Annotated in this window: 22 protein-coding genes and 1 pseudogene; 15 read left to right on the forward strand and 8 right to left on the reverse strand. The window is 74.8% G+C overall.

Going from position 1 to position 25,464, the window contains the following annotated elements:
• Nucleotides 1-127 precede the first annotated feature (127 nt).
• Nucleotides 128-742, forward strand: coding sequence for a DUF1349 domain-containing protein (locus tag FHU37_RS22945; protein WP_179816585.1), 615 nt, complete (start codon nucleotides 128-130; stop codon nucleotides 740-742).
• A gap of 21 nt (nucleotides 743-763) precedes the next feature.
• Here FHU37_RS22945 and FHU37_RS22950 read toward each other — a convergent pair whose 3' ends face one another.
• On the reverse strand, nucleotides 764-1,789 hold the full coding sequence (locus tag FHU37_RS22950) for a LacI family DNA-binding transcriptional regulator (protein WP_218904767.1): 1,026 nt from the start codon (nucleotides 1,787-1,789) through the stop codon (nucleotides 764-766).
• Nucleotides 1,790-1,951: 162 nt separating this feature from the next.
• The gene (locus FHU37_RS22955) at nucleotides 1,952-3,106 is read right to left on the reverse strand and encodes an LLM class flavin-dependent oxidoreductase (protein ID WP_312892810.1); all 1,155 of its coding nucleotides are present in this window, start codon (nucleotides 3,104-3,106) and stop codon (nucleotides 1,952-1,954) included.
• Between the two features lie 212 nt (nucleotides 3,107-3,318).
• Between FHU37_RS22955 and FHU37_RS28590 the strand changes: the two genes are divergently transcribed.
• The 8 genes and pseudogenes from FHU37_RS28590 (at nucleotide 3,319) to FHU37_RS22995 (ending at nucleotide 10,908) form a co-directional block, all read left to right on the forward strand.
• Entirely contained in the window at nucleotides 3,319-3,468 is a 150-nt protein-coding gene (locus tag FHU37_RS28590) for a keywimysin-related RiPP (protein ID WP_218904768.1), read from the forward strand.
• Between the two features lie 267 nt (nucleotides 3,469-3,735).
• Nucleotides 3,736-5,619, forward strand: a complete 1,884-nt coding sequence (locus FHU37_RS22965) for an asparagine synthase-related protein (protein WP_179816586.1) — start codon at nucleotides 3,736-3,738, stop codon at nucleotides 5,617-5,619.
• A 67-nt stretch (nucleotides 5,620-5,686) separates the two neighbouring features.
• On the forward strand, nucleotides 5,687-5,938 hold the full coding sequence (locus tag FHU37_RS22970; protein WP_179816587.1) for a lasso peptide biosynthesis PqqD family chaperone: 252 nt from the start codon (nucleotides 5,687-5,689) through the stop codon (nucleotides 5,936-5,938).
• Nucleotides 5,935-6,351, forward strand: coding sequence for a lasso peptide biosynthesis B2 protein (locus FHU37_RS22975; protein ID WP_179816588.1), 417 nt, complete (start codon nucleotides 5,935-5,937; stop codon nucleotides 6,349-6,351). Before FHU37_RS22970 ends, FHU37_RS22975 begins: the two co-directional genes overlap by 4 nt.
• A gap of 119 nt (nucleotides 6,352-6,470) precedes the next feature.
• On the forward strand, nucleotides 6,471-7,016 hold the full coding sequence (locus FHU37_RS22980) for a MauE/DoxX family redox-associated membrane protein (RefSeq protein WP_179816589.1): 546 nt from the start codon (nucleotides 6,471-6,473) through the stop codon (nucleotides 7,014-7,016).
• Between the two features lie 133 nt (nucleotides 7,017-7,149).
• Nucleotides 7,150-7,992 carry an AfsR/SARP family transcriptional regulator gene (locus tag FHU37_RS22985; RefSeq protein WP_179816590.1) on the forward strand — a complete coding sequence of 281 codons (843 nt, stop codon included), beginning with the start codon at nucleotides 7,150-7,152 and terminating at the stop codon, nucleotides 7,990-7,992.
• Nucleotides 7,993-9,327: 1,335 nt separating this feature from the next.
• Nucleotides 9,328-9,696: pseudogene (locus FHU37_RS28595) on the forward strand (response regulator); the annotation flags it as partial.
• Nucleotides 9,697-9,984: 288 nt separating this feature from the next.
• A complete protein-coding gene (locus FHU37_RS22995) occupies nucleotides 9,985-10,908 on the forward strand; it encodes a DUF2382 domain-containing protein (protein ID WP_179816591.1) in 924 nt (307 codons plus the stop codon).
• Between the two features lie 165 nt (nucleotides 10,909-11,073).
• On the opposite strand, the gene FHU37_RS23000 is transcribed toward FHU37_RS22995, so the two are convergent.
• From FHU37_RS23000 to FHU37_RS23010, 3 genes are all read right to left on the reverse strand, one after another.
• Nucleotides 11,074-12,582 (reverse strand): multicopper oxidase family protein, encoded by a 1,509-nt coding sequence (locus FHU37_RS23000; RefSeq protein WP_179816592.1) that lies wholly within the window; start codon nucleotides 12,580-12,582, stop codon nucleotides 11,074-11,076.
• Between the two features lie 979 nt (nucleotides 12,583-13,561).
• Nucleotides 13,562-14,005, reverse strand: a complete 444-nt coding sequence (locus FHU37_RS23005) for a type II toxin-antitoxin system VapC family toxin (protein ID WP_179816593.1) — start codon at nucleotides 14,003-14,005, stop codon at nucleotides 13,562-13,564.
• A gap of 265 nt (nucleotides 14,006-14,270) precedes the next feature.
• Nucleotides 14,271-14,846, reverse strand: a complete 576-nt coding sequence (locus tag FHU37_RS23010; RefSeq protein WP_179816594.1) for a TerD family protein — start codon at nucleotides 14,844-14,846, stop codon at nucleotides 14,271-14,273.
• A 103-nt stretch (nucleotides 14,847-14,949) separates the two neighbouring features.
• On the opposite strand from FHU37_RS23010, the gene arfB reads away from it, so the two are divergent.
• Entirely contained in the window at nucleotides 14,950-15,486 is a 537-nt protein-coding gene (gene arfB, locus FHU37_RS23015; RefSeq protein WP_179816595.1) for an alternative ribosome rescue aminoacyl-tRNA hydrolase ArfB, read from the forward strand.
• Between the two features lie 126 nt (nucleotides 15,487-15,612).
• Here the strand turns inward: arfB and FHU37_RS23020 are convergent, their stop codons facing one another.
• Complete coding sequence (locus FHU37_RS23020) at nucleotides 15,613-16,089, reverse strand: flavin reductase family protein (RefSeq protein ID WP_246451350.1); 477 nt, start codon at nucleotides 16,087-16,089, stop codon at nucleotides 15,613-15,615.
• Between the two features lie 511 nt (nucleotides 16,090-16,600).
• Here FHU37_RS23020 and FHU37_RS23025 point away from each other — a divergent pair.
• Nucleotides 16,601-18,391 (forward strand): GGDEF domain-containing protein, encoded by a 1,791-nt coding sequence (locus tag FHU37_RS23025; RefSeq protein ID WP_246451239.1) that lies wholly within the window; start codon nucleotides 16,601-16,603, stop codon nucleotides 18,389-18,391.
• Between the two features lie 485 nt (nucleotides 18,392-18,876).
• Complete coding sequence (locus FHU37_RS23030; protein WP_179816597.1) at nucleotides 18,877-19,857, forward strand: carbohydrate-binding protein; 981 nt, start codon at nucleotides 18,877-18,879, stop codon at nucleotides 19,855-19,857.
• Between the two features lie 122 nt (nucleotides 19,858-19,979).
• On the opposite strand, the gene nagA is transcribed toward FHU37_RS23030, so the two are convergent.
• Nucleotides 19,980-21,197 carry an N-acetylglucosamine-6-phosphate deacetylase gene (gene nagA, locus FHU37_RS23035; protein WP_179816598.1) on the reverse strand — a complete coding sequence of 406 codons (1,218 nt, stop codon included), beginning with the start codon at nucleotides 21,195-21,197 and terminating at the stop codon, nucleotides 19,980-19,982.
• Nucleotides 21,194-22,159 (reverse strand): ROK family protein, encoded by a 966-nt coding sequence (locus FHU37_RS23040; RefSeq protein ID WP_179816599.1) that lies wholly within the window; start codon nucleotides 22,157-22,159, stop codon nucleotides 21,194-21,196. Before FHU37_RS23040 ends, nagA begins: the two co-directional genes overlap by 4 nt.
• Before the next feature lie 290 nt (nucleotides 22,160-22,449).
• Between FHU37_RS23040 and FHU37_RS23045 the strand changes: the two genes are divergently transcribed.
• From FHU37_RS23045 to otsB, 3 genes are all read left to right on the forward strand, one after another.
• A complete protein-coding gene (locus tag FHU37_RS23045) occupies nucleotides 22,450-22,854 on the forward strand; it encodes a DUF3263 domain-containing protein (RefSeq protein ID WP_179816600.1) in 405 nt (134 codons plus the stop codon).
• A 213-nt stretch (nucleotides 22,855-23,067) separates the two neighbouring features.
• Entirely contained in the window at nucleotides 23,068-24,354 is a 1,287-nt protein-coding gene (locus FHU37_RS23050; protein WP_179816601.1) for an extracellular solute-binding protein, read from the forward strand.
• A 236-nt stretch (nucleotides 24,355-24,590) separates the two neighbouring features.
• Nucleotides 24,591-25,451, forward strand: a complete 861-nt coding sequence (gene otsB / locus FHU37_RS23055; RefSeq protein ID WP_179816602.1) for a trehalose-phosphatase — start codon at nucleotides 24,591-24,593, stop codon at nucleotides 25,449-25,451.
• Nucleotides 25,452-25,464 lie beyond the last annotated feature (13 nt).

Consider the following 25,464-nt stretch of genomic DNA (forward strand, 5'->3'; position numbering starts at 1 on the left):
CGGGAGGGCCGGGGGAGGGCCGCAGAGCGGCGGGGCGCCGCCGCGGGGCACAACTCGCGGACGCGGCGGGCGGACGCCTGGCAGGCTGGGGCGCGAACGATTGTCTGATCAGGAAAGGAACTGGCTCATGGGCGAGGAGAGCACGACCGTCACCGCCTTCGGACTGGACGGCTGGCGCTGGCTGAACGAGCCGGAGCTGTGGGGCCCCAGGGAGAACGGCACGCTGGCCGTCCTGACCGACCCGGACACCGATTTCTGGCGTACCACCCACTACGGATTCGTCCGCGACACCGGCCACGCGCTGCTGCGGGAGGTGAGCGGGGCGTTCCGGATGACCGTCACCTTCCGCGGCGACTACCGGGAGCAGTACGACCAGGCGGGGCTGCTGCTGCGGATCGACGACCGGAACTGGATCAAGACCGGCATCGAGTACGTCGACGGCGCGCCGCTGCTCAGCGCGGTGGTCACCCGCGAGCTGTCGGACTGGAACGTCGTGCCGCTGGGCCCGCTCGCCGGCCGTCCCGAGTCGGTCACCCTCGACCTGCACCGCCAGGGCGACACCGTGACGATCCGTTACGGCTGGGACGGGGCGGAGCCGGAGCACATGCTGCGACTGGCCTACTTCCCGCCGGGCACCGCCGCGCAGGCCGGACCGATGTGCGCCTCGCCGGACGGCAAGGGCTTCTGGACCGACTTCACCACCCTCACCCTCACCGAGGAGCCGGCCGCCGCCACCGGCTGAGCGTCCCGCCGAGCGCCGCGCTCAGCCGGTCAGGCCCGGTCCGCGGCGCGGCGCCGCGGTGGTCCCGCGGATCACCAGCCCGGTGGGCAGCTCCACGTGGGTGTCGCCGGAGACCGAGCCGTCCAGCACGCCGGAGGCGAGGCGGCCGGCCTCCGCGCCCAGCCGGTGGACCGGCTGCGCCACCGTGGTCAGGTCGAACAGGGCGGCGCTCTCCTGGTCGTCGAAGCCCACCACCGACATCACCTCGGGCACCGCGAGCCGGGACCGGCGCAGCGCGCGGAGCACCCCGAGGGCCAGGTCGTCGGACTCGGTGAGGACCGCGGTGGGGATGTCGTCCCGGGAGAGCAGCTCGGCCGCGGCCAACGCCCCGCCCTCGACGCCCGGCCGGCCGGTCACCACCACCGGCTCCGCGCCGATCCGCTCCACCGCCCGGCGGTAGCCCTCCAGGCGGAGCCGGGAGTGCCAGGGGAAGCCGGTGTCGTCCTGCGCCTGCACATAGGCGATGCGGGTGTGGCCGAGGTTGAGCAGGTGCCGGGTGGCGCCCTCGGCGGCGCCCGCCTCGTCGATGAAGACGCTGGGGAAGCCGGTGACCCGGTGGCTGCAGAAGACGATCGGCAGCCCGATGGCGTCGAGCTGGTCGAGGTCGTCCTGCCCGGGGCGCAGCGAGACGGCGATGACGGCGTCGACGTTGCGGCGCAGCGGCAGGGTGCGCAGGTAGTCGGTGAGCGCCCGGGTGTCGCCGACCTCGTAGACCACCATGTCGGTGCCGACGGAGCGCAGGTGGGAGTGGATGCCGGCCATGGCCACCCCGAAGAACCACGGCTGGAGGAACGGCACGATCACCGCGATCCGCCCGGTCAACCCGGTGACCAGGCTGGACGCGCCGCGGGAGACCACGTAGCCCATCTCCGCCGCCGCGCGCTCCACCCGCGCCCGGACCTCGGGCGCCACCCCCGACGCCCCCCGCAGCGCGCGGGAGACCGTCGACAGCGACACGCCGGCCCGCGCCGCCACATCGCTCATCCGGGGGTGTTCCGAAGCCGCCATGGTGTGATCGTAAGGGAGCCCGGATTCGCGCGGGACCGGACGGCGGCGCGGCCCCCGCGGGCGTGCGGCGGCACTTCCGCGCAGGTCACCGGGCCCTGGGCGGGCGCCGTGTCCGGTTGCGCATGATCCGTGCGGGTTCGCCGCTCGGGCCGGCGGGCCGGGTCAGCGGGTCGGGACGGGCGTGCCCGGTGACGCCAGGCGGGCGGGCGCCCCCTCCAGCGCCTCGGCGAGCAGCTCGTAGGAGCGGACCCGGTCGGCCAGGCCGTGCACCAGGCTGACGGCCATCAGCTCGTCGGCCCCGGTGGTCCGCAGCAGCGCGTCGAGCCCGTGCCGCAGGGTCCGCGGCCCGCCGATCAGGTGGGTGGACAGGTGGCGCTCCATGATGGCGCGCTCCACCGGGGAGTAGACCCGCCGGGCGGCCTCCTCGGGGGTGGCGTTGGGCCGGTCCCGCACGCCCCGGGTGGCGTCCACCACGATGGCGCCGACCGGCCCGGCCAGCCAGGCGGCGCGGTCGTCGGTGTCCGCGGCGACCACCGGCGCGGCCACGATGGTGTAGGGGCGGTCGCGGTGCTCCGACGGCCGGAACGCCTCCCGGTAGGCGTCCAGCGCGGGCACCACCATCTCGGGCCGCACGTGGTAGGCGAAGGCGAACGGCAGCCCCAGCGCGCCGGCGAACCGGGCGTTCGCCACGCTGGCGCCGAGCAGCCAGATCTGCGGGCGGTTGCCCTGCGCCGGCACCGCCGTGATCGCCGGCCGGTGGCCGTCCCCGCCGGTGGGGGTGCCGTCGTCGCCGGTGGCGGGGGTGCCGGTGGCGCCGTCGCCGGTGGTGGGGCTGCCGGTGGCGGGCGTGGCCGGCGCGAAGTACCCGATCAGCTCCTCCACCTGTGCCGCGAACACCGCCGACTCGGGCGGGGCGCTCACCCGGCGCAGCGCCGCCGCGGTGGCCAGGTCGGTGCCCGGGGAGCGGCCGACGCCCAGGTCCACCCGGCCCGGGTGGAGCGCCTCCAGGGTGCCGAACTGCTCGGCCACCACCAGCGGCGGATGGTTGGGCAGCATGACGCCGCCGGAACCCACGCGCATCCGGCGGGTGGCGTTCACGATCTGCGCCACCAGCACCGGCGGCGCGCAGCTGGCGATGAAGGGCGCGCTGTGGTGCTCCGCCACCCAGTACCGGGTGCAGCCCAGCGGCTCCACCGCGCGGGCCAACGCCACCGACTCGCGCAGCGCCTCGGTCGGCGAGGAGTCCCGCCACACCGGAGCGGTGTCGAGCACGGACCAGGCGATACGCCGCCCGCCGACCAGATCCACGTCCGTCACGTTCCGACCCCTCCCTCGTGAGCATGCGCCAGATGCGAGTTGACCAGAAGAACGCGCGCCGTGCCAGTATTTCGGCGGAATTAACGGTGACAGCCGAGTGCAAGTGATGTGTAAGTCGCCGTGGGTACGGTTCTGGCTGACCGGCGCGGAATCCCGGTGAAGACCGGAGCGCTTCGCGCAGATATTCGTTCGAATAATGGGAGGTGCCTTCCGTGGAAGGTGCGGTGGAGGAGATCACCCTGCCGGGGCAGGAGGCCTACGAGCCCCCGACCCTGGTCGAGGCCGGCGAGTTCGCCCAGGTCACGATGGGTCGCCCCAGCTGGGGCTTCGAGGCCGACTGGTCCTGCGTCATGTTCTGCTAGCAGCCGGACCACTCGGTGGACCGCTTCGCCGGGCGTCCCTGGGGGCCGCCTGGGAAAGCGGTCCACCCCGGCCCGTACCGGCGCCGTCGGGTATCCGGCGGCGCCGGCGCCCGGCCGCCGGCGAAACCCTTTTCCGGCCCGCCCGCGAGTTCACCGGAGTTCCCGGCGGTCCGCCGGCGCCGAAGCTTACGGAATTCCGGCGGTCTGCGGCGCCCCCCGCGGTGCGGGACCGCCTGTCCGAGAGAAAACAGGGGGATCGGAGCAATCGTGGAATTCGTCGTCCTCCCGGACACCCCCGCCGGAGTGGCCCTGGCCGCCCGGCTGCGGGCGCTCGGCCTCGGCAGGGTCGTCGAGCACGCCTCCGGCCGCCCCTGGATCGTCGGCGACTGGCCGGCCGGCCAGGTGGTGTCGGCCGCCGCCGGGCCGCGGCGGCTCGCCGTCCTCGGCTGCGCCCTGACCAGTCCCGAGCAGCTCACCCGCGCCCTGGAGCGGGCCCGCACCCCGCGCGACCTGGACGCCCTCGCCGGCACCCTGGCCGGCAGCTTCCACCTGGCCGCCTCGCTGGACGGCGAGGTGCGCGTCCAGGGCAGCCTGTCCACCGCCCGCCAGGTCTTCCACACCACCCTCGACGGCCAGACGCTGGCCGCCGACCGGCCCGGCCCGCTGGTCGCGCTCACCGACGCGGCCGTCGACGCCGGCACGCTCGCCGCCCGCCTGCTGGCCCCCTGGCCCCCGTGGCCGCTCGCCGAGCAGCCCTGCTGGGAGGGCGTCGAGGCGCTGCCGCTCGGCCACTACCTGGAACTGCGCCGCGACGGCACCGGGCGCACCGTGCGCTGGTGGAGCCCGCCGGCCCCCGAGATCCCGCTGGCCGAGGGCGCCCGGCGGGTCAGGGCGGCGCTCGCCGACGCGGTGGCCGCCCGCGCCCGCCAGGCCGCGGACGCCCCGCTCAGCGCCGACCTCTCCGGCGGCATGGACTCCACCAGCCTCAGCTTCCTCGCCGCCGGCCACCCCGGCGGCCTGGTCACCACCCGCTGGGAGGCCACCGACCCGGCCGACGAGGACCAGCTGTGGGCCCGCCGCGCCTGCGCCGCCATCCCGGACGCCGAGCACCTCGTGCTGCCCCGCGACGAGGCCCCGAGCTGGTTCGCCGACCTGCTGGACCCCGACCCGGACGTCGAGGCGCCGTTCGCCTGGATCCGCACCCGGGCCCGGCTGGCCTACCAGGCCCGGCGGCTCGCCGAACGCGGCTCCACCGGCCACCTCACCGGCCACGGCGGCGACGAACTCTTCCTCGCCACACCGCTGGCCCTGCACACCATCGCCCGCACCCACCCCTGGCGGGCCGTCCGCCACCTGCGCGCCCACCGGGCCATGGGGCGCTGGCGGCTCGGGCCGGCGCTGCGCGCCCTGGCCGCCGACCCCAGCTTCGCCCAGTGGTTCGCCGGCTCCGCCCGGGCGCTCACCGCCCCGCCGCCCGAGGTCTCCCGACGGCCCGACTTCGGCTGGGGCATCAGCCCCCGGATGCCGACCTGGGCCACCGACCACGCCGTGGAGACCGCCCGGCACCTGCTCCGGGAGACCGCGCGGCGCCGGCCCGGGCCACTCGCCCCGCTGCGCGCCCAGCACGCCAACCTCCAGGACGTCCGGCTGTGCGGGGACACCCTGCGCCGGGTGGACCGGCTCACCAGCCGGAACGGCGTCGCCTGGCACGCCCCCTACGTCGACGACCGGGTGGTCGAGGCGGCCCTCGCCATCCGGCTGGAGGACGTCGCCCTGCCCGACCGGTACAAGCCCGCCCTCGCCGAGGCCATGCGCGGCACCGTCCCGGAGGCCAACCTCGGCCGCGCCTCGAAGTCCGAGTACAGCGCCGAGGCCTACGCCAGCCTGCGCCGCCACCGCGCCGAACTCCTCGAACTGACCGACGACATGCAGCTGTCCCGGCTGGGCCTGGTCAACGCCGACGCCCTGCGCACCACCCTGCTCGCCCTGCCCCCCTCCTCGCGCTCCCTGATGCCGCTGATCAGCACCTTCGCCTGCGAGGTGTGGTTGCGCTCGCTGGCCGCCGCGCCCGCCCCGCCCACACCGGCCGCCGAGCCCGCCTCTGCCCCGGCCGCCCCGTCCGCTTCCGCCCCGTCCACCTCACCCGCCTGACCCGCCCCGTCCGCCCTGCCCGCCCCCGGCGCCGGGGCGGTCCGCCCCCGGCTGGAGGAACACCACGATGTTCGCCCTGCGCCCGCACGTCTCCGCCACCGACACCGAGCACGGCATGGTGCTGCTCGACGAGAGAACGGGCCGCTACTGGCAGCTCAACGCCACCGGCGCGACCGTCGTGCGGCTGCTGCTCGGCGGGCACGGCGTGCCGGACGCCGTCACCGCCCTGACCACCGCGCACCCGGAGGCCGCCGAGCGGGTGGCCGACGACGTGGAGGCGCTGCTGCGGGCGCTGCGCGAGGCGCGGGTGGTCGCGTGACCATCTCGGTGACCCTGGAGAACACCGGGCGCGTCCCCTGGCGCCGCCGGCTGGCCGCCCGGCTCGCCGTGGCGCTGGCCCGCCCGCTGGCCGCGCTCCCGCCCCGCCGGCTGCGCCGGGCGCTCGCGCTGGCCAGCCGGGGAGCCAGGCCGGCGACCGTCGAGCAGGCCGCCGCCGCCCGGCTGGCCGTGGTGTCGGTCAGCGTGCACTGCGCCGGGCAGGGCTGCCTGCGCCGCTCCGTGGCCACCGCGCTGCTGTGCCGGCTGGGTGGCGGCTGGCCGGACTGGTGCACCGGCGTGCGCACCGAGCCGTTCCGGGCGCACGCCTGGGTGGAGGTCGCCGGGCGGCCGGTCGGCGAGCGCGACGAGATCCGGCACTACCGCAAGACCATGGTGGTCCCGGCCCGCCCCTGACGCCCCGCCGCTCAAGGCCCGGCTCCCCGCCCGGCGGGCCGCCGCCCGGCCCCGGCCCGCCGCGACCTCGCCGTCCGTCGGCGACCGCCCCCTCGGAAGCCCCTCGAAGGGACCAGCCCATGGAGAGCTACCTGCTGCTCGCCGCGCGATGCCTCCTGGCGGTGGTCTTCGCCGCCGCCTTCTTCGGGAAGGTGCGCGGCGCCTCCCGCTTCCGGCAGTTCACCGCGTCCATCCGCACCCTCGGGGTGCTGCCGGAAGGGCTGGCGCGCCACGCCGCGGCCGTCATCGTGGTCGGCGAGGGCGCCACCGCCGTGCTGCTCGCCACGCCGTTCGCCCCCCGCCTCGGCTTCGCCCTGGCCGCCGCCCTGCTGACGGTCTTCGTCGGCGTCGTGGTCCGCGCCATCCGCGCCGGGGTGATCGCCGAGTGCCGCTGCTTCGGCCGGAAGGGATCGGTGATGTCCACGGCCATGCTGGTGCGCAACCTGCTGCTGATGGCCTGCGCCCTGCCCGGCGCGCTGCTCGCCCCGCCGGCGCCGGCGGCCTCCCCCGGGCTCGCGGCGCTCGCCCTGCTCGCCGGACTGGCCGGCGCGATCGGATTCGTCCGTTACTACGACGTCGTCGTGCGGGCGATCATGACGCGGAACTCCCCGGCCGCACCCGTCTGATCACACGAGGCCGATGGAACGCTTATCCGACGGTACGCGGGTTCGAGCGTTTCTTTCCGTAAAGGAGGGAATGCGTAATCGGCGAGAGGTGTCCGAACGGTCACTGAGAACGTGTTCTTCATGGGGGATGTGCATGACGCGGGGGTACTTCCGGGTGCTGGGACCACTGGAGGTGGACGTCGACGGAAGGAGGATCGCCCTGCCGACGGGCAATCAACGGACCCTGCTCGCCACCCTCCTGCTCAACGCCAACGAGGTGGTCCCGGTGGAGAGCCTGGTCGAGCAGGTGTGGGGCGACGACCTGCCGCGGCAGCCCCGCGGCGCGTTGCAGACCTGCCTGACCCGGCTGCGCCACAGCCTGGACCGGCACGGCCGCGACCTCTCCCGCGCCATCTCCACCTCCGCCGCCGGATACGTCATCGAGGTCGGCTCCGACCGCCTCGACCTGCTGCGGTTCCGCGAACTGGTGCAGCGCGCCCGCCGGGCCGAGGAACGGGGCGACCTCGCGGCCGAGTCCGACTGCCTCACCGAGGCGCTGGCGCTGTGGCGCGGGCCCGTGCTGCCCGAGGTGCGCTCCGACTGGCTGCACCGCGGCGTCGTCTCGCGGCTGACCGAGAAGCAGCTGTGGGTGCTGGAGCGGCGCAACGAGATCGACCTTTCGCTGGGCCGGCACAAGGAACTCGTCGGGGAGCTGCGCGCCGCGATCTGCGCGCACCCGTTCCGGGAACGGCTGTGGCAGCAGCTGATGCTCGCCCTGTACCGCTCCGGCCGGCAGGCCGAGGCCCTCCACGCCTACCAGCAGCTGAGCGCACGGCTGCGGGAGGAACTCGGCATCGACCCGGGCGTGGAGCTGCGCCGGCTGCACACCGCCATCCTGCGCAGCGACCCGGCCCTGGGCGCGCGCGGGCGCTGCGCCGCCTGCCGCATGCCGCGGTGGTCCGGCGGGGGTCGCGAGAATCCGGCGTCGTCCGCCTAGAGGTGATCCAATTCGATCAAATTACGTCGAAAATCGGCCGCGCGGAAAACGATTGCGAAAGTCCCACCCGGGATCCCGCGTCCCACCCGCATCACTCCTTTCCGCAGGGGTGCGGGAGGAGAAGTGCCCCTTCTAGACTGTTCGTGTCACGCACTGTTGCGAAAGATGCCACAGTGCCAGCGATCTTTTGGCAACAGCAGTGAAGGTGGGGATGAGGTGGGGGAACTCCAGCCGGTCACGGACGGAGTGTCCGAACAGGGCCGAAGGCTCGCCGAGGCGCTTCGAGAACTGTTCGCCGGGTTGGGGGTCTCGGTGCGCCGCTACGGCGCGCGCCGGCACCGCGACCCCGGAACGGTCTCCGGCTACCTCAGCGGCCGGCAGATCCCGCCGTGGGAGTTCGTCACCGACCTCGTCCACGACGTGGCCGCACACCGCGGCGTCGCCGGAACGCCGACGACGCTCAACCTGCTGCGCGAACTGCACCGCGAGGCCCTGCGCTGCAGCGGCTCCCCGCTGCACGCCGTGCAGGTCCTCCAGGACCAGCTCGCCGACGCCGACCGCGACGCCCGTCTGGCCGCCCAGCGGGAACAGGTGCTGACCGAGGCCCTGCTGATCCGCCAGCACCGCATCGCCGACCTGGAGGTCCGGCTGCGGGACACTGAGGCGGCCTGGGAACGCGAACGCGCCGAGGCCCGCCGGGAGGTGATGCGCCGCGAGACCAGCTACGCCGAGATGGAGGCCGAACGCGCCTACCTCAAGGCCGAGGTGCGGCGCCTGACGGCCGACCTGACCGCGGCGCGCGAGTCCCACCTGCTCGCCGAGGAACGCTGCGCCCACCTGGAGCGGCAGCTCGCCGCCGTGGAGGGGCCGGCGGCCGAGCGCCAGGCGACGGAGAACCCGCCCGGCCAGCCGTCGACGGCCCCGGCACGGGAACGGCCCGCGACACCGGCCGGGGCGGAGGCCGCGGCGGAGTCGCCCACGGAGCCCTCCGCCCACCCGTCCGCTCACCCCTCCACGGAGCCCTCCACGGAATCCGCCGCCGAACCCACCGCCGAACCCGCGGGGCCGCCGTCGGCCGACTCCTCCGGGGAGCCGCCCGCGGAACCCTCCGTGCCGTCGGTGCCGGCCCGTCGGCGCGGCTCCGGCCGGACACCGGCGGCCGCCCGCGGCGGGGCGGAGGGCGGGGCGGGGCTGCTCGCCGGGCCGGCCGCCGGCGGCGGCGTGGCCGGGGGCCCTGTCGACCGGTCCGTCGACCAGCCCGTCGACCAGCTCGGCGGCGGTGCGGCCGGCGCCCCGACCACCGCGGAGCCGGAGGAGGAGGCCGCCCCGGCGAAGGTGCTGCTGGTCGACGACCGGCCGGAGAACCTGCTGGCGCTGGAGGCGATCCTGGAGGACGTGGGCGTGCAGCTGGTGTCCGTCTCCTCCGGTGAGGAGGCGCTGAAGGCGCTGCTGACCGAGGACTTCGCGCTGATCCTGCTCGACGTGCAGATGCCCCTGATGGACGGCTTCGAGACGGCGGCGTACATCCAGCAGCGCGAACGCACCCGGGGCATCCCGCTGATCTTCCTGACGGCCAGCAGCCACGAGCCGGAGCAGGCCGTCCGCGGCTACGAGAGCGGCGCGGCCGACTACATCCTCAAGCCCTTCGACCCGTATGTGCTGCGCGCCAAGGTCCGCGCGTTCGTCGGCTCCTACCAGCGCCACCACGCGGTCGGGCGGGCCGGCGGCGGCCACCGGGTCCGGGAACGGCTGGGCTGACCACGGGCTGACCCCGGGCTGACCACCCCTCCGCAAAGCCCTCATCCGGCTTTCATGCCCTGCTCATGCTGCTTCCCGAGGCTGGATACCGACGGTGAGGCGTCCGTGGCGTCCCGGGGCTGAGGTTGCGGGCCCTGCTGCGATCCGATAGGCCGGAATAGTGAGTTTTGTCCGGAAAAGGACCGTGCACGTGCGACGGCTGCCGTTTCCGGCAACGGCTGGCTGGGAGGCACAGTGAGTACCCAGATACAACCGGAACAGGTACTCGGCCACAAGGTGGTCGATCCGGCGGGACACAGGATCGGATCGGTGGGACAGGTGTATCTCGACGACCGGTCCGGCGAGGCCGAGTGGGTGACCGTACAGACCGGGCGGCTGGGGGGCCGCGAGTGCTTCGTCCCGTTGAAGGACGCGCGCCTGGTCGGCGACGACCTACAGGTCCCCTACGAGAAGGAGCAGATCAGGGGCGCCCCCGAGTACGAGGTGGGGCAGCGCCTGTCGGTCGAGCAGGAGGAGGACCTCTACCACTACTACGCCACCGCGGCGCCGACGCGCGTCACCGCGGGCCGGGGCGGCGGGCCGGAGGCCGGTCAGCGGCCGGCCGGCACCGGGGAGGCCCAGGCCGGATACGGCACGCCGGGCCGCGCCACCGTGCCGGAGCGGTGGGACGTCGAACGCCGGCGCGAGGCCATGGAGCCCGAGGCGCGCGGTCGCGCCGCCCGCGGGCCCGGCGTCGAGGCGGACAGCGCCATCACCCGTTCGGAGGAGGAGCTTCGGATCCGCACCGAGCGGGTCCGGATCGGCCACGCCCGGCTGCGCAAGTACGTGGTCACCGAGCAGGTCAGGCAGACCGTGCCGGTGGTGCACGAGGAGGTGCGGATCGAGCGCGAGCCGATCACCGAGCGGAACATCGGCCCCGCCGTGCGCGGGCCGGACCTCGGCGAGGCGGAGTACGAGGTGGTGCTGCACGGCGAGCGGCTGATCGTCACCAAGGAGACCGTGCCGAAGGAACGGATCCGGCTGAGGGTCGAGGAGGTCCACGACCAGGAGACCGTCTCCGAGGAGCTGCGCAAGGAGCGCCTGGTGATGGAGGACGACATCTCCGGTGAACGGCGGACCCGCGCCGTCGGCGAGGACGAGCCCGAGAGGCGTCGCTGACCCCCGGTCACGGCGGCCCACACCGTGCACCAGAACGGCCCGACCACGCCGGCCGCCGCGCGCTCCGGGCCGCCACCTGACTCCCCGGTCACCGCGTGCCCCCGGCCGGCAGGCCCCCGTGCCCGCCCACCAGCGTCGGTGGGCGGGCACGGGTACGCGCGGGGGTCAGCGCCCGATGTCCATCACCGCCATCATGCCCATGGAGGAGTGGTCCAGCAGGTGGCAGTGGTAGACGTAGCGGCCCTCGAAGGTGTCGAAGGTCGCCCGGAGCCGCACCGTCTCACCCGGCCCGATCCGCACGGTGTCCTTCAGACCGGCCTCGCCGGGGTCGGGCGGCCGGCCGTCACGGTCCACCACCCGGAACTCCACCAGGTGCAGGTGCAGGTTGTGCGCCATGGGGTCGTCGTTGGTGACCCGCCACTCCTCGGTGTCACCCCAGCGCACCGCGGTGTCCACCCGGGTGTGGTCGTAGGTGCGGCCGTTGATGGTGAACGCGGTGCCCTCCGTCCGCAGGGAGAAGTCCCGGGTCACGTCCGGCTCGCGCACCGGCGGCAGCGTCGCCAGGTGGTCCGGCACGACGCTGGGGTCGTGCGTCGCCGGCACCACCATGAAGCGCAGGATCGGCACCGGCTCGGCGTCGACCGTCGCCAGCCGGCACAGGTCCACGTGCCCGCCGACCCGGTAGCGGGAGAAGTCCACCACCACGTCCGCGCGCTCCCCGGGCGAGAGGTACAGCTGCCGGGTGCGGTAGGGCGCGGCGAGCAGGCCGCGGTCCGAACCGATCTGCACGAACTCCCCGTCGGACAGCTGCAGCCGGAAGAACCCCATGTTGGCGGCGTTCAGCAGGCGGAACCGGTACTTGCGGGCGTCCACCGTGAAGTACGGATCCGGCACGCCGTTGACCAGCACGGTGGTGCGCCCCGGCTGGTTGTTCGCGACGTAGACCAGCTCGCCGTGCTGGCCCAGCTGGGCGTCGCGGATCATGATCGGCACGTCGAACTTGCCGCCCGGGAGACCGAGTCTTCGCTCCGGGCCGTCGTGCAGCAGGTAGAAGCCGGCGAGGCCGCGGTAGACGTGCTCCGACTCGGCGTGGTGGGCGTGGTCGTGGAACCACAGCGGGGCGGCGGCCTGCTCGTTGGGATAGGAGTACGTGCGTGCGCCGCCGGGCGGGATGGGGTCCATCGGGTTGCCGTCGTCCCGGGCGGCCACCACGCCGCCGTGCAGGTGGACGGCGGTGGGGCGGTCGAGGAGGTTGAGCTGCTCGACGATGACCCGGCGGCCGGCGTGGGCGCGGATCGTGGGGCCCGGGAAGTACCCCTCGTACGTGAACACGGGGGTGGACATGCCGGGGAGGATCTCGGCCTCCGTCTCGGCCATGGTGATGCGGTAGTAGTCGGCCTCCGCGTCGCGGCGGACCGGTCGCAGGGTGGGGGAGAGCGGCATCGGGCGTGAGAACGGCGCGAGGGTGGAGTGCGGGGGTGACGACGAGCCGTCGTCCGGCGGGTCCTCGTGCGTCTCGTGCGACTCGTCGTGCGACCCACCGCCTGAGATGCCGTTCGCCCCGGCGGGCACCCCGGTCGGGGCACCCGGGGAGCCGGAGCGCGTCAGCTGACTGGCCAGCAGCAGTCCGCCCGCCACCGCACCGGCCTTGAGGACGTTTCTGCGCGTCGGCATGTTGCTCCCTGGTGTCCGTAGGGTCCCGTGTCCCTTGTGCCGCACCCGTCGATCCGCCGACGACAGCGATCGGCGGACCGCGTCCCCTCACCCGGACCGACGCGCCCCGGGTTACCGGTACGCCCAAGACGATCCAGTGATGCCGCACTCTCCTCCGTCGGCGTCCGCCAGCACCGACGGGTGTCCCCGTATCCGCGACCCGCCGCGACGCAGCGCCCGGGCTCGGCGGGTACGGCCCCCGATCGAGGTCTGCCCAGCGGGCAACTCGACCATTCACCTGCGGTTTCGATCCCTACCCGGACAGTGACCGATTTCGTCGGCCCTGCGCCGCGCACCACACGCCTGGCCCTGCGGCGTCGCCCACGAGCACCACGCCCGCTGGCGCGCCGGGCGCCTTGGTGCGCGGGGCGGGGTGTGGGAGTGGGGCGGGTGCGCGCACGCCCGGCGGGCGCGCGCCCGCCCTCGCGGGCGGTGCGCACGCGCCGGCGGGTACCAGTCCTCCACATGCCGGTCGGGCGAGTTATCCACAGGCTGAAAGAGGGGGGCTGCGCCGCGTGATCATCTCGTGGGATCCTGAAACAGGGGGTCCCCCCAGGCGAGGGGCGGTATGCGTGGACATGACTGGCATGCCCCTGGCGGAATGGCCGGCTGGGCTCCTGGGCTGAAGAGCTGGCTTGGGGCTGCCTGAATGGCCGGTTGGGGCCTGGGCTGAAGGGCCGGCTGGGCTCTTGGGCTGAATGTTCGGCTGGGCTCCTGGCCTAAAAGGCTGGCTCGGGGCTGCCTGAACGGCCGGCTGGAGCCTTGGCCGGAATGGCAGGCTGGGAGGACCCTGACCGGAACGGCTGGCTTGGAGCTGGCTGAACGGCCGGTTGAGCGCTGCCGCCCAGATGCCGCTGGCCGGATCCCTCCTGGTTGAAGCCTTCCGCTCGAATCCTTACTCCCTGAGCGGGTTCCGGCTGCTCGCGTTGTCGAGGGCCGGTCAGGGGGAGGGGCGGCCGGGGGCGTCCGTGGTGAGGGTGGCCGGGGCCGGGTCGATGCGGCGGATCTCGCAGCGGGGGCCGCTGGCCCGCGCCAGGCGCAGGTCGGCCGTCACCAGCGGCGCGTTCAACAGCTCCGCGACGGCCACATAGGCGGCGTCGTCCGGCGTGAGGTTGTCCTTCAGCTCCCAGATGCGGCTCAGCAGGCGCTCGACGCCGATCTTCTGCACCGGCAGCGTCTCCAGGCGCGTCGTCACGTCGGCCGCCTCGGTCAGCGTCACCTGGCCGGCTAGGAACAGCCCGCGCACCGACTGGAGCACCTCGACGGTGACGTGTTCCGGGGCCGCCCAGTCCGGGTCCCTGGCCAGTTCCTCGCGGGCCCGGTCGCCCCGCGGGCCGCGGTCGGTCAGCGCGAGCACGAGGGCGGAGGCGTCGACGACGATCAACGGAGCCTCCCCGGCCGGAACGGCGGCATGCCTGAATGACTGGGATTCTGACGCAGTCCGGCCCGCCCCGCCAGCGTCCCGGGCACCACGGGCCTCACCGGCCGCACCGACAGCCAGGCTTCACGGGCAGCGCGGGCAGCATGGACAGCCCGGGCAGCACGGGCGTCAGGGCCAGTCGCGCCGGTCACGAGCGGCGCCGTCCCGCGCCCGGAGCGGGCACGGGACGGCGCGGCGACGTGCTACGGCGACCGTCGGCGAGCGAGGGTCAGACGTTCACGCCGAAGTCGGAGGCGATGCCGGCGAGGCCGGAGGCGTAGCCCTGGCCGACGGCGCGGAACTTCCACTCGGCGCCGTTGCGGTAGAGCTCGCCGAAGATCATGGCGGTCTCGGTGGCGGCGTCCTCGGAGAGGTCGTAGCGGGCCAGCTCGACGCCGTCGGCCTGGTTGATCACGCGGATGAACGCGTTGCGCACCTGGCCGAAGTTCTGGCCGCGGTTCTCGGCGTCGTAGACCGACACCGGGAAGACGATCTTGTCGGCGTCGGCGGGCAGGGCGGCCAGGTTGACCTGGATCTGCTCGTCGTCGCCCTGGCCCTGGCCGGTGAGGTTGTCGCCGCTGTGCTGGACGGTGCCGTCCGGGGTGGACTTGTTGTTGAAGAACACGAAGTGCTGGTCGGAGAGCACCCGGCCCGCGGCGCTGACCACGATCGCGCTGGCGTCCAGGTCGAAGTCGGTGCCGGTGGTGGTGCGGACGTCCCAGCCCAGACCCACGGTGACCGCGGTGAGACCCGGCGCCTCCTTCGTCAGCGAGACGTTTCCGCCCTTGGAGAGGCTCACTGCCATCTGCGATCAGATCCCTTCGATACCGCTTGAGGTGTGGTCACGCTATCGGCACGAGGTAGAACGCACGAGGGGCGGGGCCTGGTTCCTCCCGGACAATGAGCGCATGGACGCAAGGGACGGCACGGACGGCCGGAAGGGTACGCGCGGCGGGGACGGCGCGCACGGCGGGGACATTGCGCAGGGCGGGGACGGGGCGCGGCAGGCCGGGCGCGGCGGCGGCGTCCGGGTGCGCGGAACGGTCGTGGTGCCGGAGAGCGAGTTGCAGTGGCGGTTCTCGCGTTCCTCCGGCCCCGGCGGGCAGCACGTGAACACCACCGACTCCCAGGTGGAGCTGCGCTTCGACCTGGCGGCCTCCACCGCGCTGCCGCCGGCGATGAAGGAGCGCGCGCAGCGACGGCTGGCCGATCGCCTGGTGGGCGGCGCGGTGCTGGTGGTGCGGGCCTCCAGCCACCGCTCGCAGTGGCGCAACCGGCAGGACGCGCTGGCCCGGCTGGCCGATCTGCTGAACGAGGCGACGGCCCCTCCGCCGCGTGCCCGCCGGTCCACCCGCCCCAGCAAGGCGTCGGTGGAGCGCCGGCTGGCCGCCAAGAAGCTGCGGGGGCGCACCAAGGAGGGCCGCGGCCGCTGGTCGGACGGCTGACCGCCGCCTCCGTGACGGCAAACGGCGCGGCCCGGCCGGTCGGGCCCCGTCGGCGGCCCGGCCGGTCGGGCCCCGTCGGCAGCCCGGCAGCCCGGCAGGCCGGCGGCCCGGCAACCCGGGCGGCCGTCAGGAGCCCAGGCGCCGGTAGCGGCCCCGGAAGTAGGTGAGCGGGGCGCCCTCGGGGCTGTGGGTGCGCACGGAGAGCACCCGCCCGATCACCAGGACGTGGTCCCCGGCCGGGACGCGCTGCTCGGTGCGGCACTCCACGGCGGCCAGCGAGCCGCTCACCACCGGCGCCCCGGAGTGCGCGCCCCGGTAGTAGGAGATGTCCTCGAAGAGCAGCCGATCGCTGATCCGCCCCCGCATGGCGAAGCGCCCCGCGATGTGGCGCTGGCTCTCGGACAGGATCGAGGCCGCCCAGCACGGCTGCCGCGACAGCACCTCCTCCATCCGGGACTCCGCGCGCAGGCTGACCAGCACCAGCAGCGGGTCCAGTGACACGGACATGAACGCGGTGGCGGTCATCCCGACGTCCTCGCCGGCCGGGCCGTCCTCGGGGTCGTGGGCGGTGATCAGGGTGACCCCCGCCGCCAGTCGCGACATCGCCGCCTTGAAGTCGTCCGCCGTGGCCTCGGGCACCGTTTCCAAACCTCGTTCCGTCACCCCTCCAGGATGGTGGACCGCCTGGCGTGACGGGAACACCGGGGCGGGCGGCGCACACCCCGGCGCTCCGTCGCACCCGCGTCGGACGAGGGGTTGCCGAGCTGTTACCCGGCGCATCCCGACCATGTCGGGCGGACCGGGCGCATCAGTCGCATTGGGTGGTGCATCCTGTACGCACCGGTGTCACTCGGAAGAGTGGCAACCGGTGCCCAGGACGGCAGACGTCCATAACGAGTGAGACCGAACCGGGGACCGCGACCGCCACGACGGACCAGGATCGGACCAGCACCACCAGCTCCACCAGAACGAGGCGGAAGAAACACGACACGACCGGAAGCGACGACGGAAGCGACGACGCATGGACGCGCCGGAGCACGGCGGGACGGGAGTACTGCGGACCACCAGATGCCCAGGACCTGGTAAGACCCCTGCTAGGCACTCGGGGAGTCGGATGGAAGCCGATTCGGAGACCTTTGTTCGGCTGGAGACGATGCGGCGGCTGCACCGCGTGGTGGCCGAGCTGAACGCTGCCCGGAGCCTTCCGGACACCCTGCACGCGGTGGCTGACGGCGTGGTCGCCAGCCTGTCCTTCGGCGTCGCGGTGGTGAACCTGGTCCGGGCCGACGGAGACCTCACGGTCTGCGCCGTCTCCGGCGACGAGCAGGCGCGCCGCGCGCTGCTCGGCCGCGTGGGACGGCGGGACCAGTGGGAGCGGCTGCTCACCCGCGGCCAGGAGTGGGGCACGCTGCGCTTCGTGCCGCACGACGAGGCCGTGCTGTCCGCCGGGGCGCTGCCCGGCTGGGCCGACGCGGCCGGATGCCCCACCGGGCCGGTGGAGCCCGCCGTGGGGCTCCCGCGGCCGGTGGCGCCCGCCGGCCGCGCCGCCGCGCCCGCGGAGCCGGTCGGGCCCGTCGACCCCGGTGGGGCGGCGGGGCGGTGGGCCGAGCCGGGCGCGGCCACGGAGTGGATACCCGGGCCGGAGCCCGGGGAGGAGGCGGTCGGCGCGCCGGCCGGTTGGTGTCCCGGGGACGTCCTGCTCGCCCCGATGCACACCTCCGGCGGCGAGTTGCAGGGCGTGCTCTCCGTGGACCTGCCGGCGGGGGCGGAACGGCCCGCGCTGTGGCAGCGGGAAGGGCTGGAGATGTTCGCCGCGCAGGCGTCCATCGCCATCAGCAACGCGCGGCTGCGCGCCGACATGCAGCGGGCCATGACCCGCCTGGAACGCGAGCAGCAGGCGCTGCGGGCGAGCGAGGAGAGCTTCCGCGCCGCCTTCGAGTACGCGCCCAGCGGCATGGCCATGGCCGAGCTGCACTCCCGGCACGAGGGCAAGCTGCTGCGGGTGAACGCCGCGCTGTGCCGGATGCTCGGGCTGACCCCGACCGGGCTGCGGGAGATCTCCCTGCACCACCTGGTGCACCCGGACGACATGGCGGTGCTGGAGGCCGACACCGTCGTCGGCCGGGAGATGGAGGTCCGGCTGGCCTGCCGGGACGGCGACTGGCGGTGGGTGTGCCTGCGCACCTCGGTGGTCAAGGACGCCACCGACACGCCGCGCTACCTGCTCACGCACGTGGAGGACATCGAGGAGCGCAAGCGCCACGAGCTGATGCTGGCGCACCGGGCCAGCCACGACGCGCTGACCGGGCTGCCCAACAGCGCCGAGCTGCGCGCCCGGCTGGCCCGCAGGCTGTGCAGCCTGGACTACGGCATGGCCGTGCAGGCCGGGTACGCCCGGGAGCGCCGGGACGACGGGGCCGGCGGCGCGGAGGAGGGGGAGCCCGGGCAGCACCAGCACGTCTGCGAACCCGGGCCGGCCGACCGCCGCGGGGCGGACGGCGAGCCGTCGCGCGGGCTCGCGGTGCTCTTCTGCGACCTCGACGGCTTCAAGTCGATCAACGACCGGTTCGGTCACCACACCGGGGACGCGGTGCTGGTGGAGGTGGCCCGCCGGCTGACCGGCGCGGTCCGCGAGGGGGACACGGTGGCCCGGCTGGGCGGTGACGAGTTCGTGGTGCTGGCCGACGGCATCGGCCGGGAGGAGGTGCGTGACCTCGCGGCCCGGCTGCGCACCGTGCTGGCGCACCCGATCCGGGTGGACGGGCGCGCGGTGCGGGTCGGGGCCAGCTTCGGCGTGGGCTGGGCGGGCTGCGGGATGACCGCGGACGACGTGCTGCGCGCCGCCGACCAGCGGATGTACAGCGACAAGCGCACCCGGTCGCGGTCGCAGCGCCGGGCCGTCTGAGCCGTCGGGGCGGCCGGGAGTCGTGGGCAGGGCGGTGGCGCCGCGGGGACGCCGCCGGGAGCGGAACGCCCCATGCCCGGTGGACGCCGCGCGGAGCGCGGTGGGCGCTGGAGACCCGGAGACGGGGAGAACGGGGAGGGGAAGAGGAAGGAAAGAGGAGGGGAACGGGGGAGGGGGATCGGCCGGGCGCGCAGTGGTGGGACGGCGGGTCGGCGGGGCCGGTGGACCGGCGGCCGTGACCCGGCCCGCACCGTCAGGACGCCGGGAGCCGACCCGGCGGTTGCGTCCGGCGGGGACCGCGGCGGCGGGAACGGAACGCGGCACGGGGCGGGGTAGGCTGCGCTCTCGGCGACCGTGTCGTCGGGCGCTCGAACACCAACCGCGCACGTGCCCTCACCAGCGAGGCTGGCCATCGGGTGGGCGCATGGGTGACCATCGGCGCGGCACGGACGCGAGAATCTCACGAGTGGGGAGTTGACGACCGGATGACGGCCGGTAGCAACGGCACGCCTGAGGGCGACGACCCGTTCGCCTACCTCTACCGCCCGGAGGGCGGTGCGGAAGGGCCGAACGCCGGCGCCCAGCACGGTGGTGGTCAGCAGGGGGCCGGCGGCGCGGCGCAGGGCAACGTGCCGCGTACCTCGTACCACCAGGCGACCAGGGTCGGCGCGAACGACCACCGCCGGCAGGCGGCCGCGCAGCGCACGGCCGGGGGCTACCCGCAGCAGCCGGAGGCCGGCCACCGCGCGCCGGCGCAGCCGCAGCAGCCCGCTCCGGCCGGTGGGCGCCGCGCGGCCCGTCAGGAGCCCCCGCGGCGCAGCCAGGGGCCGCTGATCGCGGCCATCGCCGTGGTGGCGGCGGTGGCGATCGGCATCACCGCCGCCCTGGTGGCCAACAACGCCGACGACGGCGGCGACGATCCGCAGACGCAGGGCAGCACCAGCCCGAGCGCCCAGCCCGGGAACGACGGGACGGGCACGGATCCGTCCGAGAGCGCCTCCCCGTCCGCCTCGCCGTCCTCCTCCGAGGAGGCCGGGGAGCTGCCGTCCGCCGACTCCTCCGACTTCCAGCTGATCGGCGGCGCCGCCCTGACCACCCAGCTGCCGGGCGCCGAGAGCGCCAACGGGGCGTACGTGGCGGGCCTGGACCAGCCGAACGCGGCGGTGCTGTGGACGGTGGAGGTGCCCGAGGCCGGCACCTACCGGCTGTACGTCCAGTACTCCAACTCCACGGAGGAGAAGTCGGAGGAGGACCAGGCGTCGGCCACCTACGTGGTCAACGGTGAGGAATCGTCCCACCACATGAACATGCGCAACTTCAACGCCGCGGTCGGCGACTGGTCGGCCTCCGAGAGCACCTACGCGATAGTCGAACTGGAGGAGGGCGAGAACACCATCCAGCTCGGCTGCGGGGCGGCGGACAAGTGCCACTACGTCCTCGACCGGATGTGGCTGGCGCGGGAGTAACGCTGGAGAAGGAAAGGCCCACGGCGGGCGCGGAGGGTTCTCCGCGCCCGCCGTGGGCCTTTGCGGTGCTTCCCGGTTCCTTTGCGCCGGTACCGCGCCGGTTCCGCGGCGGCTGCTCCGGCTCAGGTGCCCGGCAGGCGGTCGGCGCCGTGCACCCAGGCGCCGCGGCGCATCACGGCGACGACGCGCAGTTCGGCGTCGAGCACCACCAGGTCGGCGTCCTTTCCGGCTTCCAGGGAGCCGACGCGCTCGCCGAGGCCCATCAGGCGGGCGGGGTTGCCGCTGAGCGCGCGCACGGCCTGCTCGATGGGGATCCGGTCGACCAGCACGGCCCGGCGCAGCGCCTCGTCGAGGGTGAGGGTGCTGCCGGCGATGGCGCCGCCCTCGACCAGGCGGGCCACTCCCTCGGTGACGTCGACCTCCAGCGGGCCGAGGTGGTAGCGGCCGTCGCCCATGCCGGCGGCGCCCATGGCGTCGGTGACGAGGGCGACGCGCGCGGCGCCGGCGGCGCGGAAGGCGAGCTCCATGACCGCCGGGTGGAGGTGGACGCCGTCGTTGATCAGCTCGACGGTGACCCGTTCGTCCTCCAGCAGGGCGGCGACCGGGCCGGGGGCGCGGTGGCCGAGGCCGGGCATGGCGTTGAACAGGTGGGTGGCGACGGTGGCGCCGGCGTCCACGGCCCGGCGCGTGGTGGCGTAGTCGGCGTCGGTGTGGCCGACGGCGGCGATGACGCCGTGTTCGGCGAGGAGGCGGACGGAGTCCAGGCCGCCGTCGAGTTCGGGGGCGAGGGTCACCATCAGGGTGGTGCCGCGGGCGGCGTCGAGGAGCTTGCGGACCTCGGCCGGGTCGGGGGCGCGCAGCAGGGTGGGGTCGTGGGCGCCGCAGCGGCCGGGGTTGATGAACGGCCCTTCGAAGTGCAGGCCGGCGATCTCGCCGTCGTGGACGAGTTCGGCCAAGGCGGCGGCGGAGCGGGCGAGGTCGTCGAGGTCGCCGGTGACCAGGCTGGCCATGGTGGTGGTGGTGCCGTGGGCGAGGTGGGTGCGCGCGGCGCGCAGCGCCTCTTCCGGGTCGCCGGAGGTGTAGGAGGCGCCGCCGCCGCCGTGGACGTGCATGTCGACGAAGCCGGGGACGATCCAGTGGCCGGTCAGGTCGAGCTCGGCCGTTCCGGGGGCGGGGGCCGGGGCCGTGGTCGCGGTCGCGGCCGTTCCGTCGGTCCTGTCGGCCGGGGCAGCGGGGGCTTCGGCGATCCGGCCGTCCCGGACGAGCAGCCGGCCGCCGCGGGCCACGCCGCCGGGCAGGACGACGTCCGCCCCGGTGAGCGCTTGGGTTCGGGTGGTCACGCGGTTACCTCCTGCGAGATCAGGTCCCAGGCGAGCAGGCCCGCGCCCAGGCAAGCGGCTGTGTCCCCGAGCGTCGCCGGGACCAGCCGCGGCGGCACCTGGAAGGTGAGGCGGTCCCGCACGGCGCGCCGCAGCGGGTCGAACAGGGTGTCGCCGGCCTCGGCGAGGCCGCCGCCGACGATCACCGTGCCGGGGTCGAGCAGGCTCAGGCAGACCAGCAGGCCGTCGGCCAGCGCGTCGACGGCCTCCTGCCAGACGGCGCCGGCGACCGGGTCGCCGGCGGCCACGGCGCGGGCGCAGTCGGCGGCGCCGGCGGTGGTCCGTCCGCCGGCGTCGGCTCCGCCGCGGGCCTCGGCCCAGGCGCGGCCGACGGCGGCGGCGGAGGCGTAGGTCTCCAGGCAGCCGCGGGCGCCGCAGCCGCAGGGCCGTCCGCCGGGGCGGACCACGACGTGGCCGATCTCGCCGCCGTAGCCGTGCGCGCCGGCCTCGATCCGACCGTCCAGGCCGATGGCCCCGGCGATGCCGGTGCCCAGGGCGACGAAGACGAAACGGCCGGCGCCGCGGCCGGCGCCCAGGCGTCCCTCGGCCAGTCCGCCGGAGCGCACGTCGTGGCCGAGCGCGACGGGGACGGGGTGCTGGCCGTCGGCGGCGAGCCGGCGGGTGAGCAGCTCGCGCAGCGGCACGTCGCGCCAGCCGATGTTGGCGGCGAAGACGACGGTGCCGGTGGCCTCGTCGATGGTGCCGGGGACGGCCAGGCCGACCGCCCGGGGGCCCTCGCCGAGCCGGCGGACGCCCTCGTCGCGCAGGGCGAGCACGAACTCGCAGATCGCCTCGGTCACGGCCTCGGGGCCGCGCTCGCGGTGGGTGGGGCGGCGTTCCTCGTAGTGGACGCGGCCGTCCGGCCCGACCAGGGCAGCCTTCATCCCGGTGCCCCCCACATCGAGGGCGATCACGTGGTTCACGGGGGACAGTCTGTCCCGAAGCACCGGGAAAGGTCTAGTCCAATGCCGTCCGCGCCGGGGCGGCGCCCGCGCGCCGGTGGTGTCCGCCGCCGGTGGCGCCCGGCCCGCCCGCGCCCCGTCCCCCGTGCCCGGTCGGCCCGCGCCCCCGCGCGCCCGGGGCGGACCGCGGCCGTGCACGACCCCCGTGGCACCGCGCCCCCGCCGCCGCCCTCCCGGCACCACCGCCGCGCCCGCACCCGCGGGGCCGACTGTCCGAGGGGGCGGCGACAATGGAGGCGAGGAGGAAGCGCATGGGCGAGGACGTGGCGGTGCCCGGTGGTGCCGCGCCCGGCGGCTCGGTGCCCGGGGATCCGGTGTCCGGTGGCTCGCTGCCCGCTGGGGCCGCGCCGGAGGAGGCCGAGCCGACCAAGCCGGAGGACGCCTACTCCTGGCCGGGCGACGGGCCCGGAGCGGGCCGGCCGGGCGGTGACGGCCTCGGCGCCGTGGAGCGCGCCGTGCTGGAGTTCGAGCGGGGCTGGTGGCGCCGGCCCGGCGCCAAGGACCAGGCGATCCGGGAGCGGCTGGAGCTCTCCCCCACCCGCTACTACCAACTGCTCAACGGCCTGCTGGACCGCCCCGAGGCGCTGCGCGAGTACCCGGTGGTGGTCGGCCGGCTGCGCCGGCTGCGCGAGGAACGGCGCCGCCGCCGGGGGTGAGCGCGGCCCGCGCCGACCACCCGTTCGTCGATCAGCGGTCGAATGAATGTGTTTCAGGTTCGCGGGGGGTGTGTCGCATACCCGCAATCGTGTGTAAACATTCGGAGCGCCCCTTTCCTTCACCCGGGAGCGCGATGGAAAAGCCCTCCGGCGTGCGCGTCCCGGAACGGCGGCCTCACGCTGCGTGCCTCGTACCTAAGGTGGACTTCGGAAGTGAACCGGCGTTGGATCAGGGCCGCGGCCTTCGCGGCGGCCTCCACGTTCACCCTGACGGCCTGCGGTAACGGCGTCCTCGGCATCGGCGGCTCGGACGACGGCAGGACGGTCGTCAAGATCGTGGCCGCCGACTACGGGACGGACGCCAACGTCAGCTCCGCCAGTTTCTGGTCCGAGGCGGAGAGCGCCTTCGAGGCCGAACACCCGGACATCGACATCGTGCCGCTGGTGCTGCCGTGGACCGAGATCGACGCCGAGGTCGAGGAGATGATCCAGGAGGGCGACACCCCGGACCTGGTCCAGTCCGGCTCCTACGCCGGGTACGCCGCCGAGGGGCTGCTCTACCCCGCCTCCGAGTACATGTCCGTCCGCCTGGAGGCCGACCTCATCCCGTCCTACTCCGAGGCCGGGCGGGTGGACGGCACCCTGTACGGACTGCCGTTCGTCGCCTCCACCCGGATGCTGTTCTACAACGAGGACATGTTCCGCGAGGCGGACATCGCGCTGCCGCCCACCACCTGGGACCGGCTCGCCGAGGTGGCCAAGGCGCTCAAGGACGAGGGCGTCGAGGTGCCCTACGGCCTGCCGCTCGGCCCGGAGGAGCCCCAGGCCGAGACCATGGTGTGGATGATGGGCAACACCGGCGGCTACACCGACGCCGCCGGGAACTGGACCATCAACTCCGAGCAGAACGTCGACGCGCTCAACTGGGTGCGCGCCAACCTGGTCGAGCCGGGCCTGACCCAGCCGAACCCGGAGCAGACCAACCGGCAGGACGTCTTCCAGATGTTCGCCGGCGGCGGTGTCGGCATGGTGGTCGGCCACCCCGCGCTGCTGCTGCTCGCCGAGCACGCCGGGCTGGAGTTCGGCGTGGCCCCGCTGCCCGGCCGCCTGGGCGCGCAGTCCGGCACGCTGGGCGCCGCGGACTGGATGATGGCGTTCCGGGAGAACGGCCACGCCGCCGAGATCCGGGAGTTCCTCGACTACCTCTACCAGCCGGAGAAGCACTACTCGCTGGTCGACGAGTACGGCCTGCTGCCGGTGACCGATTCGGCCACCCAGCTGATGCAGGAGCGCAAGGCCGACGACGAAAACCTGCAGAAGATGATCGACCTGCTGCCGTACGCCGACCCCTACCCGGCCGGTGAGCCCGCCTGGTCGGAGGTCACCGCCCGCCTGAAGGAGACCATCGGCACGGCGATGACCACCAGCGACCCGGAGAGCGTGCTGGACGACCTCCAGGCCGTCGCCGAGCAGGCCGACGCCTCGGCCGCGGCGGAGTAGCGCGGCGCAGTAGCGCGGCCGAGCCGGCACGGTGGCACGGCGCCGGCCTCGGCGCCGGCCGCCGCCCAGGCCACGCCCCGTTCCCAGCCCGCCCACCGGTCCGCGATCCTGGGGACCGAGGCGGCGGCCCGCCGCCGACGCGGCCGTCCGGGAGGTGCCCGCGCCGGACGACCGGATCGTTTCCCGCGACTCCCGCCGGGCGTGTGTCCCAGGCGGGGAAGGGTAGGAAGCCGCACATGGGAACCCCTGAGCCGACCACCGAGGCCGGACGCCGCGGCTGGGCCGCGATCCAGTCCGATCCGACCCGTGCGGTGGTCGCACTCGACTTCGACGGCACCCTGGCCCCCATCGTGCCCGACCCGGACCAGGCCCGGGCCCACCCGGCGGCGGTACCGGTGCTGGCCCGGCTGGCCCCACTGGTGGACTCCGTGGTGGTGGTCACCGGCCGCCCGGCCGCCTCGGCGGTGCGACACGGCGGCTTCACCGACGTCCCCGGCCTGGACGGCCTGGTCGTGCTCGGCCACTACGGGGCCGAACGCTGGGACGCGGCCACCGGCCGGCTCACCGCTCCCGAGCCGCCGCCCGGGGTGGAGACCGTCCGCCGCGAGCTGCCCGCGCTGCTGCGCTCCCTCGACGACGGCACCGCCTTCAGCACCACGGCGGGGGTCACCGTGGAGGACAAGGAGCGCTCGCTCGCCGTGCACACCCGCCGATCACCCGACCCGGCGGGCGCCCAGGCCGCCCTCGCCCGCCCCCTGGAGGACCTCGCCGAGCGCTGCGGCCTCGTCGTGGAACCCGGCCGGTTCGTGCTGGAACTGCGCCCGCCGGGCGTCGACAAGGGGGCCGCGCTCCGCGGCTACCTGGCCGAGCGCGGCGCCGCCGCCGTGCTCTACGCCGGGGACGACCTCGGGGACCTGGCCGCCTACGCGGCCGTGGAGGAACTGCGCGGATCCGTCGGCGGGCCGGCCGGGGTGCTGGTGTGCAGCGCGGCCGGTGAGGGCGCCGTCGCCGAACTCGCCGCCCGGGCCGACATCGAGGTCGACGGCCCGGCCGGGGTGGTGGCGCTCCTCGACGACCTCGCCAAGATCCTCGGTTAGCAGTTAGCAGTTA

Origin of the sequence: Allostreptomyces psammosilenae, from assembly GCF_013407765.1 — a bacterium.
Lineage (GTDB): Bacteria > Actinomycetota > Actinomycetes > Streptomycetales > Streptomycetaceae > Allostreptomyces > Allostreptomyces psammosilenae.

Coding starts and splice junctions, on each gene's coding strand:
- FHU37_RS23020 (WP_246451350.1), bottom strand. CDS start 16,089: ATGTCGCGACTGGCGGCGGGGGTCACCCTGATCACCGCCCACGACCCC.
- arfB (WP_179816595.1), top strand. CDS start 14,950: ATGGACGCAAGGGACGGCACGGACGGCCGGAAGGGTACGCGCGGCGGG.
- FHU37_RS23025 (WP_246451239.1), top strand. CDS start 16,601: ATGGAAGCCGATTCGGAGACCTTTGTTCGGCTGGAGACGATGCGGCGG.
- FHU37_RS22985 (WP_179816590.1), top strand. CDS start 7,150: ATGACGCGGGGGTACTTCCGGGTGCTGGGACCACTGGAGGTGGACGTC.
- FHU37_RS23010 (WP_179816594.1), bottom strand. CDS start 14,846: ATGGCAGTGAGCCTCTCCAAGGGCGGAAACGTCTCGCTGACGAAGGAG.
- FHU37_RS22945 (WP_179816585.1), top strand. CDS start 128: ATGGGCGAGGAGAGCACGACCGTCACCGCCTTCGGACTGGACGGCTGG.
- FHU37_RS23030 (WP_179816597.1), top strand. CDS start 18,877: ATGACGGCCGGTAGCAACGGCACGCCTGAGGGCGACGACCCGTTCGCC.
- FHU37_RS22950 (WP_218904767.1), bottom strand. CDS start 1,789: ATGGCGGCTTCGGAACACCCCCGGATGAGCGATGTGGCGGCGCGGGCC.
- FHU37_RS23000 (WP_179816592.1), bottom strand. CDS start 12,582: ATGCCGACGCGCAGAAACGTCCTCAAGGCCGGTGCGGTGGCGGGCGGA.
- otsB (WP_179816602.1), top strand. CDS start 24,591: ATGGGAACCCCTGAGCCGACCACCGAGGCCGGACGCCGCGGCTGGGCC.
- FHU37_RS23045 (WP_179816600.1), top strand. CDS start 22,450: ATGGGCGAGGACGTGGCGGTGCCCGGTGGTGCCGCGCCCGGCGGCTCG.
- FHU37_RS22980 (WP_179816589.1), top strand. CDS start 6,471: ATGGAGAGCTACCTGCTGCTCGCCGCGCGATGCCTCCTGGCGGTGGTC.
- FHU37_RS22970 (WP_179816587.1), top strand. CDS start 5,687: ATGTTCGCCCTGCGCCCGCACGTCTCCGCCACCGACACCGAGCACGGC.